We start from the raw sequence: 19,452 nt of genomic DNA on the forward strand, positions 1-19,452 counted from the left end.
AGGTGTTAATATGTATGAGGATTTACCGAATCGAAAAATCATCTGTCTTGACATGCGGAGTTTTTACGCGAGTTGCGCCGCAGTGATCGAAGGACTTGATGTCATGGAGACGCCAATCGCGATTGTCGGAAATAAGGACCGAAAAGGCGGAGTTGTCCTTGCTGCTTCGCCGCCATTAAAAGAAAAATACGGGATAAAGACTGGCAATCGATTGTATGAAATACCAGATGATCCATCGATCCAGCTTATCGAACCGAGGATGGGCTTTTTTCTCGACGTATCGATGGAAATTACCCGACTGCTGAACCGATACGTCCCAAAAGAGGCGATTCACACATATAGCGTCGACGAAAGTTTTATTGACTTAAGTGGAACAGAACGTTTATGGGGACCTTCGGAAAAAATTGTCCGCCGCATACGTGAAGACCTTATGAGTCAATTCGATCTTCGGTCTGCAATTGGGATAGGTCCAAACATACTGCTCTCTAAACTCGCGCTCGACCTTGAAGCGAAAAAAACGGGAATTGCGGAATGGACGTATGATGATGTACCGGAAAAGTTATGGCCGGTCGCGCCGCTAAGTCGAATGTGGGGGATTGGCAGCCGCCTAGAAAAAACGCTTAACAGCATGGGGCTTTTTTCCGTCGGCGATCTTGCACACGCACCGCTTGAAAAGCTAGAAAAGAAATTCGGCGTAATGGGCAATCAGCTGTATTACCATGCACATGGCATCGACTTATCCGACATGGGCGCACCGCTTGTCGAAGGGCAAATAAGCTACGGAAAAGGGCAAGTTCTATACCGCGACTATCTCGAACGAGCAGATATTCTTACGGTCATCCTGGAAATGTGTGAAGATATCGGGATGCGAGCGAGGGAAGCGAAGCGGGCGGGCCGTACTGTCCATTTGTCTGCTGGCTATTCGAAGCACGCATTTGGCGGAGGTTTTAATCGTTCACGTTCGATGGCTGAAGCGACGAACGACACGATGAAAATTTACCAACTTTGTACGGTATTGCTAGATGAATTTCATGATGGACGACCAATCCGTCGTCTATCCATCAGCCTTACAAACTTGGAAGAAGAACATTCCATGCAACTGAGTTTATTCGATGAGCGGAAGTGGCGTAATCGGCAGCTCGGGGAGACAATCGATTCACTGAGGAATAAATACGGTTCGAATGCTGTACTCCGTGCGGTTTCTTATACGAAAGCGGGAACGGCCGTGGAACGAGCAAAACTTATCGGCGGACATATCAAGTAGGAAAACTGGAAAACCTGATGGAAGTCTTAGAAAATAATTGTTTTCTAAACCGAAAAGAGAATGTATGTATGGTATAATGGAAGAGGAATAGAATAGTGTGTGTTCATAGGCGGTTGGCGCATCTGAAATCCCTATTATTTCTCGCGATTTTGCGTGAAACGGGAGGAGGTGTTGCCGATGACGACATTTGAAGCATTGAGTATATCAATTGGATTTTCAACTCTAATTGTAACGGTCATTGCGTTGTCATATACTTTTTCAAGAAAAAAGTAAACCGCCTCTGAACCTCTAAGTGAGAGTGCGGTTTACTGCCTCGTGCTGATCGCCTTTGAAGCGATACTATTTTATTGCAAGGCCGTTTGATGGTGGTACATCAAACGGTCCTTTTTAATGTATGTTAATTCACTTATATTATACGTGTTAGTCATCTGTATTGCAATTACTAGCGACTATGAGTTCGTATTATGGTTCGTTTTCCTATTATATGAGTAACTCAAATAATGTACTATCATTGTTAACTTCTTTATAAGCAAAACCGCATTGATTCATCCGCTGTATAAGCCCATCGTAGTCCTCGCTGTTTTTCAATTCGATACCGACGAGTCCCGGACCGCTTTCTTTGTTGTTCTTTTTCGTGTATTCAAATGTTGTAATATCGTCATCCGGCCCAAGTACTTCGTCCAAGAATTGGCGGAGTGCTCCGGCGCGTTGTGGAAAGTTAACGATGAAATAATAGAGAAGTCCTTCGTAAATTAATGATTTCTCTTTGATTTCTTGCATTCTGCCAATATCATTATTCCCGCCGCTAATAACACACACAATCGATTTCCCTTTGATTTCTTCTTTGTAAAAATCAAGTGCAGCAATCGGTAGAGCTCCAGCCGGTTCGGCAATGATCGCATGCAAATTATACAATTCCAAAATGGTTGAACAGACTTTACCTTCTGGAACAGGTACGATGTCCGTTACATATTTTTTGCAAATTTCATAAGTGTGTTGGCCTACACATTGTACGGCGGCTCCGTCAACAAATTTATTGATTGCGTCTAATCTTGTCGCGCCTTTATTTGCGAATGCCGCTTGCATGCTCGCGGCACCCGCTGGCTCAACGCCAATCATGCGCGTATTTGGCGAAACATTTTTAATATACGTGCTTAGCCCCGATAGGAGACCTCCTCCGCCGATGCTAGAAAAAACAAAATCGATTGGTTCTTCGATGTCATTCATTATTTCAATAGCGACCGTCCCTTGGCCCGCGATAATATCTAAGTCATCAAATGGATGGATGAAAATCCTGCCATTTTCAGTTGCATATTCCGTTGCACGGGCAGAAGAGTCGTCAAAAGTATCGCCTGTCAAAATAATTTCGACATAATCACGTCCGAACATTTTCACTTGGTTTACTTTTTGTTTCGGTGTAGTTTGCGGCATGAATATTTTGCCGTCGATTCCTAATTGTGCACATGCATAGGCGACCCCTTGGGCATGGTTGCCTGCACTCGCGCAAACGATTCCTTTTTCACGTGCCATTTTTTCGACTTTCATGATCTTATAATAAGCGCCGCGCAATTTGAATGAACGGACATATTGCAAATCTTCTCTTTTTATATACACATGGCAACCATATTTTTCGGACAACTGTTCATTTTTTTGTAAAGGTGTGTGCGTAACCACGTCTTTTAATTGTTGATACGCTTTTAAGATATCTTCTACAAGCAATTTTTTTGCTTCTTTTTGTTTTATTGTCATTTGTATTCCCTCCGCTATCATTTACAGATTTCTCAATCATATCATGAAATTTCATTCTATGTGTAAATATTCACAAATATTAATTCGCAAAAAAAGGAAATCACTTAACACAACAGAGAGCAATTCTTTGAAAAAAGTATTTCATAATCCGAATAATTTAGAACTCGTACCTTTTCTATTGTTCGCAATTTTGCTAAACTAGTAAAAGGTTCGATTTTAAAGAGAAGTAGGGGGAGTCATGTGAAAGTTTTATTACAACTGAGTTGGTTTTTCAAACAACGAAAAAAGCAATATGCTTTGGGGATTGCAGCACTTGTTCTTGTTTCCATTTTGCAATTGTTGCCGCCAAAAATCATCGGTATCATCGTCGATGACATTACGGAAGACACTTTGACGGCACCTGGTCTAACAAAATGGCTCATTATCCTGGGGATTGCAGGGATTCTCATGTATTTCGCGCGTTTTTACTGGCGTGTCATGATTTTCGGATCGGCCGTCCTTTTATCACGGACGATGCGTGAAAAATTATTCAATCATTTTACAAGAATGTCTCCTTCTTTTTATCAAAAAAGGCGTGTCGGCGATTTAATGGCTCATGCGACGAATGACATTAATGCTTTGCAACAAACCGCTGGAATGGGAATTCTGACATTAGTTGATTCCATTTCTACAGGTGGATTTGTTATTTTAACGATGGCCATCACGATTAATTGGAAATTGACGTTAATCGCACTTATTCCACTGCCATTCATGATTTTTCTGACAAGTTATTACGGAAGGCTGCTTCGTAAACGATTCCGTTTTGCCCAAGAAGCATTTTCAAATTTGAATGACAAGACTCAGGAAAGCATAACGGGCATTAAAGTCATTAAGACGTTTGGTCAACAGAAGGAAGATATTGAGGATTTTACTGATTTATCAACTGATGTGGTCGGTAAAAATATGCGTGTTGCTAGAATAGATGCTTTATTCGATCCAACGATTACGGGAATATTTGCGGTATCTTATATTTTATCATTTTACTTCGGAACGAAATACATCATCGCCGGGGACATGTCCATCGGTGACATGGTTGCTTTTAGTACATATCTTGGACTTCTTGTCTGGCCGATGCTCGCATTTGGATTTCTATTCAATATCGTCGAGCGCGGAAATGCATCTTATAGCCGGATTACAGAATTACTATCCATTGCACCGGAAATTACCGATTTACCTGGAGCAATAGATAAAAGACCAGAAGGCGATTTAGAGTTCGCTATTGAAGAATTTAAATTTCCAGAAGACGAAGCACTGGCGTTGCACAATGTCCATTTTTCATTGAAACAAGGTGAAACAATGGGGATTGTCGGAAGAACCGGATCCGGTAAAACGGCTATTCTTAAGCTGTTGCTACGAGAATTTGAAGGTTATAAAGGCAGCATCGTTTATGGAAGGCATCCAATCAATCAGTACAAACAGCAGCGTTTACGGGAATCTATTGGATATGTTCCGCAGGATCATTTCCTATTTTCAACGACAATTGCTGAAAACATCGCATTCACAAATCCGAAAATCGCTAAAGAGAAAATTTATGAGGCCTCTCGTTTGGCACAAATTCATGATGATATCCTCGGGTTTTCGGAGGGATATGAAACGATTGTCGGTGAGCGTGGGGTGTCCTTATCGGGTGGTCAACAACAACGAGTATCCATTGCCCGTGCACTAATCATGGAACCGGAGTTACTCATTTTGGATGATTCATTATCCGCAGTGGATGCGAAAACGGAAGAAGCGATATTAGAAGCATTAAAACAAAACCGTACAGGCGAAACGACAATCATCACTTCTCACCGTTTGAGCGCAATTCAACATGCGCATAAAATTATCGTCATGCATGAAGGAACGATTGCTGAAGCGGGCACGCATGAAGAATTATTGGCGATGGACGGTAAATATAAAGAAATGTATGAACTGCAGCAATTAGAAGTCATGGTTGAACAAGGGGGCGAAGTATAATGTCCATAGAAAAACAACCCAAACTAACAGGAAAAGATCAATGGAAGGTCCTGCAAAGACTGTTAAGTTACACGATCCCACATAAAGTAAGTATTACAATCGCACTGGTTTTACTAATTATGACAATTACGGGTAGTATCGTTGGTCCATTGATTATTCAACGGTTCATTGATAATTATTTGACGCCGTTGAATTTCCCGGAAAGTGAAGTTACAGCAATTGTTCTATTATATATCGGTATTCAAGTATTTATGGTCGTCGTATCTTATTTCCAATTGATGCGATTCCAAGACATTGCGCTAAAAATAATCCAACAAATGCGAATCGATGTATTCTCAAAAGTACACGGACTCGGAATGCGCTACTTTGATAAAACACCAGCAGGAAGTATCGTTTCTCGTGTGACAAATGATACGGAGTCAATCAAAGATATGTTTGTGAGCGTTATTGTTACATTTTTACAAGCGGTATTTATGCTTATCGGTGTTTATATCGCGCTTTTTTCACTTGATGTGAAGTTAGCATTCATGTCACTGTTATTAATGCCGCTCTTCTTGGCGATTGTCATTATATATAGGCGCTATAGTACTGACTTTTATCAAGATTTACGTGAGCGTTTAAGTCAACTTAACGCTAAAATAGCCGAATCTTTATCTGGTATGGGAATGATCCAAGCATTTAGACAGGAAAACCGTCTTGAAGAAGAATTCGATGAGATTAACGAAAAACATTACCGCGCAGGAATGCGGAATATTAAATTCGATGGAATTCTACTCAGCCCGGCGATTGATCTTCTATATGCCGGAGCAATTGTATTCGTTCTCGGATACTTCGGGTTCATCTCACTTGAGAGTCCAATTGAAGTAGGTATTTTATATGCATTCACGACGTTGATTGGTCGTTTATTCCAACCGGTTCAACAAGTGATGCAACGACTTTCGATATTCCAACAGGCTATTGTTTCTGCTTCACGCGTATTTAAATTAATGGATGATATTGATATGGAACCTGAACAGCAAATAGTGAAAAACGCTGAAATTGGTGACGGTAAAATCGAATTCCGCAATGTATCTTTTTCGTATGATGGAAAAGCGGACGTCTTAAAAAACATTTCCTTTACGGCAAATGCAGGCGAAACGGTTGCGCTCGTTGGGCATACGGGTAGCGGAAAGAGTTCGATCATTAATTTATTAATGCGCTTTTATGAATATGAGCGCGGAGATATTTTCATCGACGGCGTTTCATTGAAAGAGTATCCGAAAGAAGAATTACGTCAGAAAACCGGACTCGTTTTACAGGATCCTTTTATGTTTTATGGAGATATCGAAAGCAATATTCGTTTGCATAATAAAGAGATGACGCCTGAAGAAGTCAGAGGAGCCGCGGAATTCGTTCGAGCAAATGATTTTATTGAAAAGTTGCCCGGAAAGTATTCTCATAGGGTGACGGAACGAGGTTCTACTTTTTCAAGTGGGCAACGTCAATTGGTTGCTTTTGCGCGTACGATTGCTACGAATCCAAAAATTCTTGTTCTTGACGAAGCAACCGCAAATATTGATACGGAAACTGAAGTTGCGATTCAAGCGAGTCTAGAAAAGATGAGAAGAGGCCGAACGACAATTGCAATTGCTCACAGATTGAGTACGATTCAAGATGCAGAACTTATTCTCGTGCTGCATAAAGGCGAAATCGTCGAGAGGGGAACGCACCAACAACTACTCTCGCAAAAAGGGCTTTATCATATGATGTATGAATTACAAAACAGTACAATTGAAGACGTCATTTAAGGTTAATCGGCTTACAAGGAATCTACTAAAATTCCTGTAAGTCTTTTTCATTCACATCCAGCTTCAGGCGCCAGCCCCTCGGGTCATAAGCAATCAAGCTATGAAGGAAGAATTGAACTGCATTCTTCTTAGGTATAAAACACCACGTCGCTTGATTGCTTATGCCTGTCGGGGCTAAGCGGCGCCTTCCGCTTTTGAATTTAGTCACAAAGCTTTCACAGTCGTAATTAGCGAAATTCTTCTCCATTTTTGTTACGATTGAAGTAGAAAATTTAAGGAGGGAAATAATTGGGGACTGATTTAAATATATTTTTCGCCTTTGGAGCTGGGTTTCTAAGCTTCGTATCACCATGTACCTTACCTTTATATCCCGCATTTCTTTCATATATCACAGGAATGTCACTTGATGATTTACAATCAAACTCTAAGCGAATGAATAAAACGGGGATGCTCCATACACTATTCTTTCTAATTGGATTCTCGCTCATCTTTGTCGCATTAGGTTTCGGATCATCTTATTTAGGTGTGTTTTTCAAACAAAATATGGAACTTTTAAGACAAGTCGGTGCCATATTCATCGTTTTATTCGGTCTAGTAATTACAGGGTTATTTACACCAACGTTTTTAATGAAAGAACGGAAGGTTCAATTTAAAAATAGACCCGCAGGTTACTTGGGAACGATGTTAATTGGTTTGGGCTTTTCAGCAGGATGGACGCCGTGCATGGGTCCGATCATTGGTGCAATTATTGCGCTTGCTAGTACCAATCCGGGGTCAAGTATGATTTATATGATGGCGTATGTCCTAGGATTCGCAATTCCATTTTTCGTTCTATCATTCTTTGTCACGAAAATTGGCGTAATTCGAAAGTATAGCGGTCCGATTATGAAAGCCGGCGGATATGTAATGATCGCTGTAGGAATTCTATTGTTTTTCGATGGCATGACATATATCATTACATTACTTCAACCGATTTTTGGAGATTTCACGGGATTTTGATTTGACTATTGGAGGGGAGAAAAGTGGAACGGATAGAATCCTATGAAGAGTGGATTGAAGTCGCACGAAAACTAGATTCTATACTTCTTTTCGTGAAAACAGATAATTGTTCTGTCTGTGACGGATTGCTACCGCAAGTTGCAGCGCTTCAATCGGATTATTCGGTTCCGTTTTACCTTGTAAACGTAGCGGACACGCCTGAGATAGCAGGACAACTATCCTTATTTACTGCACCAGTTGTATTGTTGTATAGAGAAGGAAAAGAATATGCTCGATTTGCCCGTTTTGTTCAGATGAATGAGTTGAAAAAACGTTTAGGCGAACTGGAGGAGGAGTGGGGGAAACAAGTTGATTGAATTCATTTTCACTAAAGTTCCTCCCGTTTATTTAATAATAGGATCAACTCTCGCGGCACTTTTCATGGGGACAATGGCAGCCATCGTTCGTTCAAAGGCGGCGAAACGACCCGTATCTGTCAAAAAAATTATTTTGCCGCCGATTTTTATGTCGACAGGCGCGTTAATGTTTATATTTGAAGAATTTCGGGTTGCGCCGCTTCAAATTGTGGAAGCGATTGTCGTAGGGATGTTATTTTCGATTATTTTAATCCGAACGACGAATTTTGAAGTTCGGGAAAATGAAATTTTCATCAAAAGATCAAAAGCATTTGTCTTCATTCTATTCGGCCTTTTAATCATTCGACTTATCGGGAAGTTGTTATTAAGTAATACAATTGATGTTGGAGAACTCGGAGGCATGTTTTGGATACTGGCTTTCGGGATGATTGTTCCGTGGCGAATCGCAATGCTTGTTAAATATAAGAAACTACAAAATACGAAAGGTGTCGGCATTTAATAATGCTGACACCTTTTTTTAACTAGTCGTTTTACCTTTATCTTTTTGGAATAAATGTTCATATGGGGTTACATCGAAATTTATGTCAGCAAGTTTCTTGCGTAAAAACTTGTAATCCCGCGGGGGCGTTGCAATAATATACCCTCGAATGATAAGATCCATATCTATTTTTTTCGCTTTTTCTTTAAGCGCAATTTCACCGATTTTGGCTCCGATTTTTTGCTTGGCAACCGGTCGAAATAATTCCGGAACCGGTTTTGTTAGTTCCTCAAGCATTTCTTTCGCTTCGTCATTCCATAGGTGAATCGATTTATCCACATAATATTCTTCCCAGTCCAAGTCGGATTTTCCATCTGCTTTTGGGAATGCTTTTAAGAATTTACGGAACATAAAAAAGCCGCCTATTGCAAATAACCCAACAAGTACAACCACCCAAAATAAGATGAACCAAAGAAACCAACCTTCTAGCATTGCTTTCACCTCTTCCATACTAGTTTACATTATAAGAGAAATAACGAAAAAAAACACGGACAACGTATCCCTTTCCATTTTTCCAACCTATATAGGTGTTGAAAGGGGGTGAGAAATATGGCGACAATCGAATTCAAACATGCAGTTGGACGTGTTTACTTTGATGGCGGTATGACGGATGGCGGAAAACTCATTCGGAAATCGAAAACTTATCACAACATTGCAGAAGGTGTCGATGCAAATAGTTTGTATAACGGGCTTGAAAAACTAGCCAGCTTATCATCACTGCCGTTTATCGGTGCAGAAAAAGTTGAAACATCAGCAGTTAATAACTAATTAAAAAAGGAGGAGAGAAGAAATGGCAAAAACATTACAACTGAATTTCGCTACGGCGAGCGGTAAGAAATTGATGTTAACTGTCGATGAGCCACGCGAGGACCTTACTTCGGTGGAAGTCGAATATGCGATGCAAGGCGTAATTAATGCAGGCGTATTTGGAGTTGATGATTCGCTAATTGATTCAGCAATTAGCGCACGAATTGTCGAACGTACAGTTACAGAATTAGTCGAAGGATAAAGCGCGGCCGACCTCATATTTAACGCGAGGTCGGCCTTTTTATTTTAAGAGAGGAGGAAATAGAATGGATCAATGGATAAGTCTCGTCCAAGAAATCGGCTTTCCGATAATCGTGTCCTTTTATCTACTGCACCGAATTGAAACGAAACTCATTGCGATCCATGATGCACTCGTCACGGATATTAAGAAGTAAACTTCACAGAAACGTCAGTGTTTCGCCATACTACACGCAGCCCTTCGCTTGTTCAGGAAGGGCTTTTACGTTATGATTAATGCATCATTTGATAGCGAGGGAGAAACGAATGCATAAATTTTTCAGAACATCTTTTGTCTTACTTATCGTACTCATTTTGGGTGCATGTTCCGGAAATGAGTTTAAACCGGATTACAAACTTAAAATCGAACCATTCACTTTTACAAATCAGCATAATGAAGAAGTGTCACTTGATGACTTGAAAGGTGAAGTATGGCTTGCGCAATTCGTGTTTTCGAATTGTACGTCAGTTTGTGGACCGATGATGGTCAATATGGCAGAACTTCAAGATAAACTTATTAAAGAAAAAGTTGAAGACTATAAAATTGTTTCTTTCACGGTTGATCCTGCTGTTGATTCGCCAGAAGTGTTGCAAGGGTATTTAGATCTCTTTGCACCTAGCGATGAGTCTAAATGGGAAATGTTGACGGGTTATAAGCAAGATGAAATTGCTGAGATAGCTAAAAAGTCATTTGCGACAATCGTTGCTGATGATCCAAATTCAGATCAAGTAACTCACGGCGTTAGTTTCGCACTTGTAAACCAAGAAGGTTTAGTTGTAAAGTTGTATAACGGAAATGATGATGTCCCTTTTGATGACATTGTTAAAGATATGAAGGCCCTTATTAAACAGGGCGCGTAATAGAGGAGATTTAGGATAATGAAGCACAAAAAAAGTGGAATGTCTCTCAAGACGAAAGCATTGCTCATTGTCCTTTTCATACCTGTAGCGGTTACGGTATTTACATTAACGGCAATTATTTGGGCAAGTATTAACAATACAGATTTTCTTAAAAAATCTGCCTATGCGTTATTCGAAAATCAAAATGAAATTCCGCAAGAATATATACCAGTTTATATGGAAGCGGCTGACACTTACGATATTCCTTGGACTTTACTAGCAGCACATCATCGGATTGAAACAAGGTTTTCTACGATGGACCCGCTTTTATCACCGGTTGGCGCCGAGGGACATATGCAGTTCATGCCTTGCACATTTGTGGGTTGGACATACCCTGGATGTACAGGCCTTGGAAAAGGAGATATTCCGGAGAACGACAAAACCGACCCCGCAGTTATAGAAAAATACGGCGGGTACGGCGTTGATGCGAATGGAGACGGAATTGCTGATCCATTCGATATCGAAGATGCAATGTTTAGCGCAGCCAAATACCTTGCGAATAGCGGGGCTGCAAAAGGTGAGTATGAAAAAGCGATTTTCAATTATAATCGCAGTGATAAATACGTAGAAGACGTTCTTTGGTTCTTTACTAAATTTGAAGAATCGCGAAAGGAAATAGAAGCTTCACATGAAAAAAGATGAACCGCTAAAAACGGTCCATCTTTTTTTATTTTCGTATTGCTTTTAAAATTAAACTAACGATAAACACCAGAACCAATGCTCCGATTAAAGCCGGGAAAACGTAAAAGTCGGAAACTTTCCAACCCCATTCTCCTAAAAGCTTACCGCCTATCCAAGCACCGATTATACCGGCAATAATATTTCCAATTATGCCGCCCGGTATATCTTTTCCTAAAATTGCACCAGCTAACCAACCGATTATACCACCGATAATTAAGAACCAAATAAAGCTCATCTTGGTATGTCATCTCCTTTGTAAAAAGTTTATGAATATAACTATAAGTGGTATAACCTTAATCAGTGATTTTAAACATGCAACGCAAAAAAATTATCGAATGACTGTAGCGCCTAATGTGTTTTCGAAATGACGAAGCGCCCATTCATGTCCGGCTGGATCGAAGCTGGCAACTCCTTGTTCATGTATCACGATATCAAAACCGCGATTATATGCATCGACTGAGGTATGTAAAATACAGATGTCCGTACATACACCAACCAGGTGCAGTTCAGTAATGCCGCGAGCGCGTAATCGTATTTTCAGGTCAGTACCTGCAAATGCGCTGAATCTCGTTTTATCCATCCAGTGAATTTCATCTTTACGCTCTTCGTAGAGCTGTTGTAATGTTCCGTACAAATGACGGCCTTCAGTTCCTCGAATATTATGAGGAGGAAATTGCTTTGTTTCCGGGTGATAAGGATCATCAACATCGTGTACATCAACCGGCATTACGACGAAATGATTGTCATCTAAAAATTCTTTAGTAAGTGTAGTAATGTACGCTTCAAGTTCGACACCTGGCTCACCGCAAGAAAGCGCGCCGTCCAATGCTACAAAATCTACTGTGTAGTCAATAACGAGTAAAGCTTTTTTCAATTAACCCAACTCCTTACTAGTGATAATTTAATGATGCCATAATAATAAGAATATGTCATCACTACATTTCATTGATGTTCATTTGAATAAAAACAGGGTATACATAACTAGTCTTGGAAATGCATCGAAAACAGTAGAAAAGGGGATGGTAACTCGAGCGGCTATAGCTAATGCAACAAGGTCATCACATTTACTTATGATAAACTATAAAGTTATTGTATTTTACTTATGTATGAATCTATCGTATGATTAGGTAGAGAAAAGACGTGCTTAAATCGCCTTTTCATGTAGATACAAGGAGGAAACAAAATGGCTAAAAGCAATTTACACAACAGCCGTACTTCATTTGAACTAGATGGTAAAACGTATAATTATTACCGTCTGAAAGCAATTGAAGAAGCCGGCATTGCGAACATTTCCAAACTACCGTATTCAATTAAAGTATTACTTGAATCCGTATTGAGACAACATGATGGTTATGTCATTAAAGACGAACACGTAGCAAATCTTGCAAAATGGGGAAATGAAGCTGATCCTAACGGTGAAGTACCATTCAAACCGTCACGTGTTATTCTTCAAGACTTCACAGGCGTTCCTGTAGTCGTTGACCTAGCTTCCCTTCGTGCGGCTATGGCTGAAATGGGTGGAGACCCGGATAAGATCAACCCTGAAATTCCGGTTGACCTTGTTATTGACCACTCCGTACAAGTAGACAGCTACGGTACTGAAGCTGCACTTCAATTAAACATGGATCTTGAATTCAAACGTAACGCTGAACGTTACCAGTTCTTAAGCTGGGCACAAAAAGCATACGACAACTACCGCGCAGTTCCACCTGCAACAGGAATCGTTCACCAAGTTAACCTTGAGTACTTGGCAAACGTTGTTCATGCGGTTGAAAACGAAGACGGCACATTCGAAGCATATCCAGATACACTTGTTGGTACTGACTCGCATACGACGATGATCAACGGTATGGGTATTCTTGGATGGGGCGTTGGTGGTATCGAAGCTGAGGCAGGAATGCTTGGCCAACCATCATACTTCCCGCTACCTGAAGTTGTAGGCGTTAAACTGGTTGGAGATCTTCCAAACGGAACAACTGCAACAGACCTTGCATTAAAAGTAACTCAAACGCTACGTGCACACGGCGTTGTTGGTAAATTCGTTGAGTTCTTCGGACCAGGAGTTGCAGTACTTCCGCTTGCGGACCGTGCAACAATCGCTAACATGGCGCCTGAATACGGCGCTACTTGTGGATTCTTCCCTGTAGACGAGGAAACATTAGATTACATGCGTCTAACAGGTCGCGAAGAAGAACAAATTCAAGTTGTAAAACAATACCTTGTTGAAAATGATATGTTCTTTACAGTTGATAATGAAGAGCCAGTTTACTCCGAAGTTGTTGAAATCGACCTTTCTGAAATCGAACCGAACCTTGCTGGACCGAAACGTCCTCAAGACTTGATTCCACTTTCAGATATGAGGCGCGAGTTTAACGATGCTGTTGTTGCGCCAGAAGGAAACCAAGGTTTTGGTCTATCACCGAAAAAACTTTCTGAAAAAGCGACAATCGATTTCGAAGATGGACGTTCTGTAGAGATTAAAACAGGTGACCTTGCAATCGCTGCAATCACATCATGTACAAATACATCTAACCCATACGTTATGTTAGGTGCTGGACTTGTTGCGAAAAAAGCAGTTGAAAAAGGATTGACACCACCTGCTTACGTGAAAACATCACTTGCACCAGGTTCTAAAGTAGTTACTGGTTATTTACAAGATTCAGGGCTTCTTCCTTACATGGAGCAAATCGGATTCAACCTTGTTGGATACGGATGTACGACATGTATCGGAAACTCAGGCCCATTACTTCCTGAAATTGAGAAAGTTGTTATTGAAAATGATATGCTTCTTTCATCAGTTCTTTCCGGTAACCGTAACTTCGAAGGACGTATTCACCCACTTGTGAAAGCGAACTACTTGGCTTCACCGCCACTAGTTGTTGCTTATGCACTTGCTGGAACAGTTGATATCGATCTTCAGAACGATCCAATCGGTCAAGATAAAGACGGATTCGACGTCTTCTTCAAAGACATTTGGCCAACAACTGAAGAAGTTGCAGAAGCTGTTAAATCAACAGTTACTCCTGAACTCTTCCGTAAAGAGTATGCACGCGTATTCACGGAAAACGAAGCATGGAACGCAATCGAAACAACTGATGATTCATTATACGATTTCGATGAAAATTCAACATATATTCAAAACCCGCCGTTCTTCGAGGGTCTTGCAACAGAACCAGAAGATATTAAAGAATTATCAGGACTTCGCGTCATCGGTAAATTCGGCGACTCAATCACAACGGACCATATTTCACCTGCAGGCGCAATCGGAAAAGATACGCCAGCTGGTAAATACTTGACTGAACACGGCGTAAATCCACGCTACTTCAACTCATACGGTTCACGTCGTGGTAACCATGAAGTTATGATGCGCGGTACGTTCGCAAATATCCGTATTCGTAACCAGATTGCTAAAGGAACAGAAGGCGGCTACACAACATACTGGCCGACAAAAGAAATCATGCCGATCTATGATGCTGCGATGAAGTATCAAGAAGATGGCACGGGTCTTGCAATCATTACGGGTCAAGACTACGGAATGGGTTCTTCACGTGACTGGGCTGCGAAGGGTACATCACTTCTCGGCATTAAAACAGTTATCGCTGAAAGCTACGAGCGTATTCACCGTTCAAACCTTGTCATGATGGGGGTACTTCCACTTCAATTCATGAAAGGCGAAAGTGCTGAAACACTTGGCCTAACAGGTGAAGAAGCAATTAGCGTAAACATCGCAGAAGGTGTAAAACCACGCGATATTCTAAAAGTAACTGCAACAGCGAAAGACGGTTCAGTGAAAGAATTCGACGTACTTGCACGTTTCGACTCCGATGTTGAAGTAGATTACTACCGTCACGGCGGAATTCTACAAATGGTTCTTCGTGATAAAATGAAAAATAACTAATTTATATTTAGAAGGTGTCCGAGTTAATCGGGCACCTTTTTTAATTTCGTGTAAAAATAGCCAAGTAATGGCTGTTCTAACCTTTGGACAGCTTTTTTCGTAACCCTTTTGTTATAATAGACATAGAGGTGAGTGCTTTGTTTATTAGCGAAAAGGAAATTGAAATCAGATATGCGGAGACAGACCAGATGGGTGTTGTCTATCACGCGAATTACTTAGTGTGGATGGAAATCGGGCGAACGAAGATTATCGAGGACTTGGGTTTTACATATGCCGGACTTGAGGCTGATGGTTATATATCACCCGTCATCGATTTATCCATTCAATATAAATCGTCGATGAAATATGGTCAAAAGGCAATGGTTCGCACGTGGATTGAGTCGCACGGTCGATTGCGGACGATATACGGGTACGAGATTGTCCATGAGGACGGCACAATTGCGGCAACCGCTACATCGGAACACGTCCTGGTGAAAAAGGAATCATTCCGTCCAGTATCTCTTGCAAAAATAGCACCAGATTGGGACTTGAAATATAAAGAAATTAGGCGGCATAAAGACTAATGGCTTTTGGGATTAAAAGAGATGAACTAATTGCATGGAAAAAAGCCGTTCGTAACAGAGAAATGGCATTTCTGACTCATTATTGGATCGATGAGCGATTTCCGGGTTGTAAAACTGTGACCAAGGCCGGGTGTTCCGACATTGAAAAACTTAGTCAGTGGGGAGAACGTTACGGATTGAAACGCGAATGGATTGATATGCGTGATGACTATCCGCATTTTGATTTATTTGGGGAGCATGAGAAAAGAATATTGCTAAGTGAAGGATTATCCGCCCAATTAAAACGGTTTGGATTGCTATAATTTTGAAAACGTGAAGCAATTACGCTTCACGTTTTTTTGTTGAAATAAATTTTTGTCGTCATCCCCTATAGATGTCATTCAATTCCGAACATTGTTATGCTAAACTTATAGAAAAGAAGGTTTCGGAGGTGATAGCTGATGGACCACACGCTTGTATTACAATCAAAACTAATTCCACCAACTCCCCCATCGTCCTATATGCGAAGAGCATCCTTTATAAAAAAAATGAAAGCATCAGAACGCGTTAAATTGACCCTTTTGCACAGCGGCGCAGGCTACGGCAAGAGTTCTGGTCTCGCTTCCTATTTCACGGATACGCGTGCTAATTTTTCTTGGTATTCAATTACAGAAGAGGATGATGATATTCTCCCATTTATTACGTACCTCACACATAGCATTAGTCAGGTTAGTCCGAATTTCGGACATTCCCTAGAGGAATGGGAAACGCCTTCTATGTATCCGAAAGAAGCAGATCTGAATCATTGGCTTGCCTTGTTCATTAATGAACTATGTGAAATTGAAGAATCAACTTCAATTGTCATTGACGATTTTCACATTGTAGACCATGTATTTCAGATCAATTACATGATGGAAAAAATAATAGAATTCCTTCCTTCTCATATTCACTTAATTGTCGCAACTCGAAATCGCCCGAAATGGTCTAGTCTCAATAAGCTGAAATTGACTTCCCAGTTATGCGAAATAGCAGAAGAGGAATTCACTTTTTCCACTGAAGAAATCATTGTGTTCTTTGAAGATTATTTTGACAAAGTTTTATCTCTTGAAGAGGCAAAAAAGATTGAGGAAATGACTGAGGGCTGGGCAATCGCAATTAATCTGCTAGCCCTGCATATGATGGATTCAGAAATTCCTTTATCATCTGTTATGAAACCTGCTTTACATGAGCTTTTTTCCTATTTATCGGAGGAAGTATTTCAAAACATGTCCGAAAAAGAACAGCATTGGCTTCTATTATTCTCCATATTTCCGGTAATTTCTACTCAGCTTGTAATCGACTTTTACGGTGACCAAGCGGCGAATCGATTGCTGGAATTTGTTGAAAAGCATGTATTCATTCAGCCATTTAGCGAAGAAGGAACTTACCGTTATCATGCACTTTTTCAACAATTCCTTGAAACAAAATGGCTTTCAATAAAAAGTAAGCAATTTACTGCAATGCACAAGAAAGCGGCTCTATACTACAAAAATAAACATAATCCAGGACAAGCTGTTTATCATGCCATTAAGAGTGCGGATGATCATTTTATAGGAGAAATGGTAGCTGAAATGGGCGCGGCGCTAGTAACATCGGGGCAATTTGATTGGCTTCTGGACACAATTAAGGAATTACCTGATGAGATTAAAGACTTGTATTATCCTCTACATTACTATGAGGGTGAAGCCCACCGCTACCGAGCTTACTACGAAAAAGCGCGACTTGCTTACACCGCGTGCCTTCATTTAGCAGAACAAAATAACGATGCTTATTTTCAAAGCCGGGCTAATGCCGGGATTGCTCATATATATCTAGACACGATACAACCAGGCAAGGCGAAGGCTTTTTTACAAGAGGCGATTTCTTTTGCGCAAAAGAGTAAAAAGGTAAGTTTTCACGAGATGGAAATGCATAAACGACAATTTGCGGAAAACCTCGCGAATCTTGGGAAAGCCGCCGAAGCTGCTAACTGGGTGGAAACCGAAAAGATGGATAAAACCATACTTCGTGAAGGAAATCTTGATGCTCGAATATTGCTCCGAACAGGAAAATTAACCGATGCAAGAGAAGTTCTGAGCGAACGAATGGTAGGTAATTTCACATTGCCAGACGCGCACCGTGAAACCGATGTGCTGCTCTCCCTTATCTATTCAATGACTGGCCAAGCTGGACTCGCAATGGAAAGTGCAGCAAAAGGAATTGCACTTGGGAAAAGGGAAAAATCTGGTTTTGCCGAAGCTGTCGGGTGGATTCGGCTAGGTCATGCAAAAGTATTGCAAGATCCTTTTGAGTTAACCGATCCGGAATCGGATTATGTGCATGCCATTACAAAAATGGATGAATTAAATGTTTCCCGCGGGAAAGCGGAGCCACTCATGGGATTGTCTATATTAAAAGCGCGGCAAGGTCTTTTTATGGAAGCGATACAATACGGTGAAACTGGGTTGCGTGAAACTGAAAAAGTGAATGACGGTTGGTTATCTGGACTTATTCGAATCGGTCTGGCTATTGTCCATTTTTATGCAAAAAACTTTAATGAATCTGCGGGGCATTCCAATACGGCAAAAAATCTTTTCAGGGAATGCGGTGATACGTACGGTGAAATGGTCGCATCTTTTTGGCTGATGAAAATTTATGATAAATCAGACCAGCCGATATATTTTTCCGAAGAGGCAAAACATTTCTCAACTTTGTGCATTCATCATAAATATTTCTTTTACCTAACGACAAATACGCTATTCAGTCCATTTGATATGCAGACAATTTATCCTTTGTTCTCACGGGCAGCAAGCGAAAATAAAGGTCATCCTGCCGTTCAACAAATTGCAACACAACTGAATCTACAGGATGTAACTGACAATCCGGGCTATACAATCACTGTTCAACTAATGGGGCCTTTTAAAATCATGCTTGGCTTGGAAGAGGTAGAGGAACGACGCTGGCAACGGGACAAGTCTAAAGAACTTTTTGTATATTTATTATTAAACCGAGAACGTTATATTTCAAAAGATGAAATCATGCGCGAACTTTGGGGGGATGCGGATGAGAAAAGTGCGGATCGGGACTTCAAAGTTGCGTTAAATGGTTTGTTAAAGGTAATCGAACCACATAGAGGCGTTAGAAAACCATCCTTTTTCATATTACGAAAGCAAGCAATGTATCGATTAAATCCGCACGCTGTAATTCGAAGTGACTTGTATCGTTTTCAATTCTTTTTGGAGCTTGGATTATCTGAACGTTCGCCCACAATCGCTGTAGAACAGCTATTAAAAGCAAGCTCAATTTATAACGGTCATTTATTCGACGAGAAACTAGGGCTCAGATGGATTGCTGAAGAGCGTGAAAGGGTCCAACAACAATATATACAACTTCTTGAACGGCTTGCACAAACATATACAAGGCTGAAGGAATTCGGAAAAACAATCTTTTGGGCAGAGAAAATCCTTCGTATCGATTACACATGGGAGGAAGCATACAGGTTACTTATGTATGCGAACTATCAATTGCAAAACCGAGCACAATCCGTTAAATGGTACAAAAAATGTAGCGATGTGCTTGAAGATGAACTGAACATCGCGCCAATGGAAACAACGGAGGAAATGTATAAGATAATCATGAATGAATTGTAGGAGGCGGTATATACTGCTTCCTTTTTTGCAA

General features: G+C 40.7%; 20 protein-coding genes. 16 read left to right on the top strand and 4 right to left on the bottom strand.

Going from position 1 to position 19,452, the window contains the following annotated elements; all coding sequences use genetic code 11:
• Window positions 1-10: 10 nt before the first annotated feature.
• Window positions 11-1,264 (top strand): Y-family DNA polymerase, encoded by a 1,254-nt coding sequence (locus JSQ81_RS01625; protein WP_212606009.1) that lies wholly within the window; start codon window positions 11-13, stop codon window positions 1,262-1,264.
• Between the two features lie 177 nt (window positions 1,265-1,441).
• Window positions 1,442-1,537 carry a putative holin-like toxin gene (locus JSQ81_RS19995; RefSeq protein ID WP_246231519.1) on the top strand — a complete coding sequence of 32 codons (96 nt, stop codon included), beginning with the start codon at window positions 1,442-1,444 and terminating at the stop codon, window positions 1,535-1,537.
• Between the two features lie 207 nt (window positions 1,538-1,744).
• Here JSQ81_RS19995 and ilvA read toward each other — a convergent pair whose 3' ends face one another.
• Complete coding sequence (gene ilvA, locus JSQ81_RS01630; RefSeq protein WP_212606010.1) at window positions 1,745-3,013, bottom strand: threonine ammonia-lyase IlvA; 1,269 nt, start codon at window positions 3,011-3,013, stop codon at window positions 1,745-1,747.
• Between the two features lie 240 nt (window positions 3,014-3,253).
• Between ilvA and JSQ81_RS01635 the strand changes: the two genes are divergently transcribed.
• The 5 genes from JSQ81_RS01635 to JSQ81_RS01655 all read left to right on the top strand — a co-directional run bounded on the left by JSQ81_RS01635 (window position 3,254) and on the right by JSQ81_RS01655 (window position 8,649).
• Window positions 3,254-5,008 carry an ABC transporter ATP-binding protein gene (locus JSQ81_RS01635; RefSeq protein WP_212606011.1) on the top strand — a complete coding sequence of 585 codons (1,755 nt, stop codon included), beginning with the start codon at window positions 3,254-3,256 and terminating at the stop codon, window positions 5,006-5,008.
• 5 nt (window positions 5,009-5,013) lie between these two features.
• A complete protein-coding gene (locus tag JSQ81_RS01640) occupies window positions 5,014-6,795 on the top strand; it encodes an ABC transporter ATP-binding protein (protein ID WP_212607508.1) in 1,782 nt (593 codons plus the stop codon).
• A 288-nt stretch (window positions 6,796-7,083) separates the two neighbouring features.
• On the top strand, window positions 7,084-7,794 hold the full coding sequence (locus JSQ81_RS01645; protein WP_212606012.1) for a cytochrome c biogenesis CcdA family protein: 711 nt from the start codon (window positions 7,084-7,086) through the stop codon (window positions 7,792-7,794).
• A 23-nt stretch (window positions 7,795-7,817) separates the two neighbouring features.
• A complete protein-coding gene (locus tag JSQ81_RS01650) occupies window positions 7,818-8,150 on the top strand; it encodes a thioredoxin family protein (protein ID WP_212606013.1) in 333 nt (110 codons plus the stop codon).
• On the top strand, window positions 8,143-8,649 hold the full coding sequence (locus JSQ81_RS01655) for a CcdC family protein (RefSeq protein ID WP_371812494.1): 507 nt from the start codon (window positions 8,143-8,145) through the stop codon (window positions 8,647-8,649). The genes JSQ81_RS01650 and JSQ81_RS01655 overlap by 8 nt, the downstream gene beginning before the upstream one ends.
• 18 nt (window positions 8,650-8,667) lie before the next feature.
• Here the strand turns inward: JSQ81_RS01655 and JSQ81_RS01660 are convergent, their stop codons facing one another.
• Window positions 8,668-9,120, bottom strand: a complete 453-nt coding sequence (locus JSQ81_RS01660) for a DUF2621 family protein (protein WP_212606014.1) — start codon at window positions 9,118-9,120, stop codon at window positions 8,668-8,670.
• 117 nt (window positions 9,121-9,237) lie between these two features.
• Between JSQ81_RS01660 and JSQ81_RS01665 the strand changes: the two genes are divergently transcribed.
• The 5 genes from JSQ81_RS01665 to JSQ81_RS01685 all read left to right on the top strand — a co-directional run bounded on the left by JSQ81_RS01665 (window position 9,238) and on the right by JSQ81_RS01685 (window position 11,274).
• The gene (locus JSQ81_RS01665; RefSeq protein ID WP_212606015.1) at window positions 9,238-9,456 is read left to right on the top strand and encodes a DUF1659 domain-containing protein; all 219 of its coding nucleotides are present in this window, start codon (window positions 9,238-9,240) and stop codon (window positions 9,454-9,456) included.
• Between the two features lie 22 nt (window positions 9,457-9,478).
• Complete coding sequence (locus JSQ81_RS01670) at window positions 9,479-9,697, top strand: DUF2922 domain-containing protein (RefSeq protein WP_212606016.1); 219 nt, start codon at window positions 9,479-9,481, stop codon at window positions 9,695-9,697.
• Window positions 9,698-9,761: 64 nt separating this feature from the next.
• A complete protein-coding gene (locus JSQ81_RS01675) occupies window positions 9,762-9,890 on the top strand; it encodes a YvrJ family protein (protein ID WP_212606017.1) in 129 nt (42 codons plus the stop codon).
• A gap of 109 nt (window positions 9,891-9,999) precedes the next feature.
• A complete protein-coding gene (locus tag JSQ81_RS01680) occupies window positions 10,000-10,593 on the top strand; it encodes an SCO family protein (RefSeq protein ID WP_212606018.1) in 594 nt (197 codons plus the stop codon).
• Between the two features lie 18 nt (window positions 10,594-10,611).
• Window positions 10,612-11,274 (top strand): lytic transglycosylase domain-containing protein, encoded by a 663-nt coding sequence (locus JSQ81_RS01685; RefSeq protein WP_212606019.1) that lies wholly within the window; start codon window positions 10,612-10,614, stop codon window positions 11,272-11,274.
• A 25-nt stretch (window positions 11,275-11,299) separates the two neighbouring features.
• Here JSQ81_RS01685 and JSQ81_RS01690 read toward each other — a convergent pair whose 3' ends face one another.
• Together JSQ81_RS01690 and JSQ81_RS01695 are read right to left on the bottom strand one after the other, a co-directional pair.
• Window positions 11,300-11,548: a GlsB/YeaQ/YmgE family stress response membrane protein gene (locus JSQ81_RS01690; RefSeq protein WP_212606020.1), complete on the bottom strand. Its 249-nt coding sequence runs from the start codon at window positions 11,546-11,548 to the stop codon at window positions 11,300-11,302.
• Between the two features lie 93 nt (window positions 11,549-11,641).
• A complete protein-coding gene (locus JSQ81_RS01695) occupies window positions 11,642-12,187 on the bottom strand; it encodes a cysteine hydrolase family protein (protein WP_212606021.1) in 546 nt (181 codons plus the stop codon).
• Between the two features lie 309 nt (window positions 12,188-12,496).
• On the opposite strand from JSQ81_RS01695, the gene acnA reads away from it, so the two are divergent.
• From acnA to JSQ81_RS01715, 4 genes are all read left to right on the top strand, one after another.
• Window positions 12,497-15,211 (top strand): aconitate hydratase AcnA, encoded by a 2,715-nt coding sequence (gene acnA / locus JSQ81_RS01700; RefSeq protein ID WP_212606022.1) that lies wholly within the window; start codon window positions 12,497-12,499, stop codon window positions 15,209-15,211.
• Window positions 15,212-15,348: 137 nt separating this feature from the next.
• Window positions 15,349-15,774 (top strand): acyl-CoA thioesterase, encoded by a 426-nt coding sequence (locus JSQ81_RS01705; protein ID WP_212606023.1) that lies wholly within the window; start codon window positions 15,349-15,351, stop codon window positions 15,772-15,774.
• Window positions 15,774-16,076 carry a hypothetical protein gene (locus JSQ81_RS01710; protein ID WP_212606024.1) on the top strand — a complete coding sequence of 101 codons (303 nt, stop codon included), beginning with the start codon at window positions 15,774-15,776 and terminating at the stop codon, window positions 16,074-16,076. The genes JSQ81_RS01705 and JSQ81_RS01710 overlap by 1 nt, the downstream gene beginning before the upstream one ends.
• A gap of 138 nt (window positions 16,077-16,214) precedes the next feature.
• On the top strand, window positions 16,215-19,421 hold the full coding sequence (locus JSQ81_RS01715; protein WP_212606025.1) for an AfsR/SARP family transcriptional regulator: 3,207 nt from the start codon (window positions 16,215-16,217) through the stop codon (window positions 19,419-19,421).
• The last annotated feature ends 31 nt before the right edge of the window (window positions 19,422-19,452 follow it).

The organism is Sporosarcina sp. Marseille-Q4063, assembly GCF_018309085.1.
Classification (GTDB): domain Bacteria; phylum Bacillota; class Bacilli; order Bacillales_A; family Planococcaceae; genus Sporosarcina.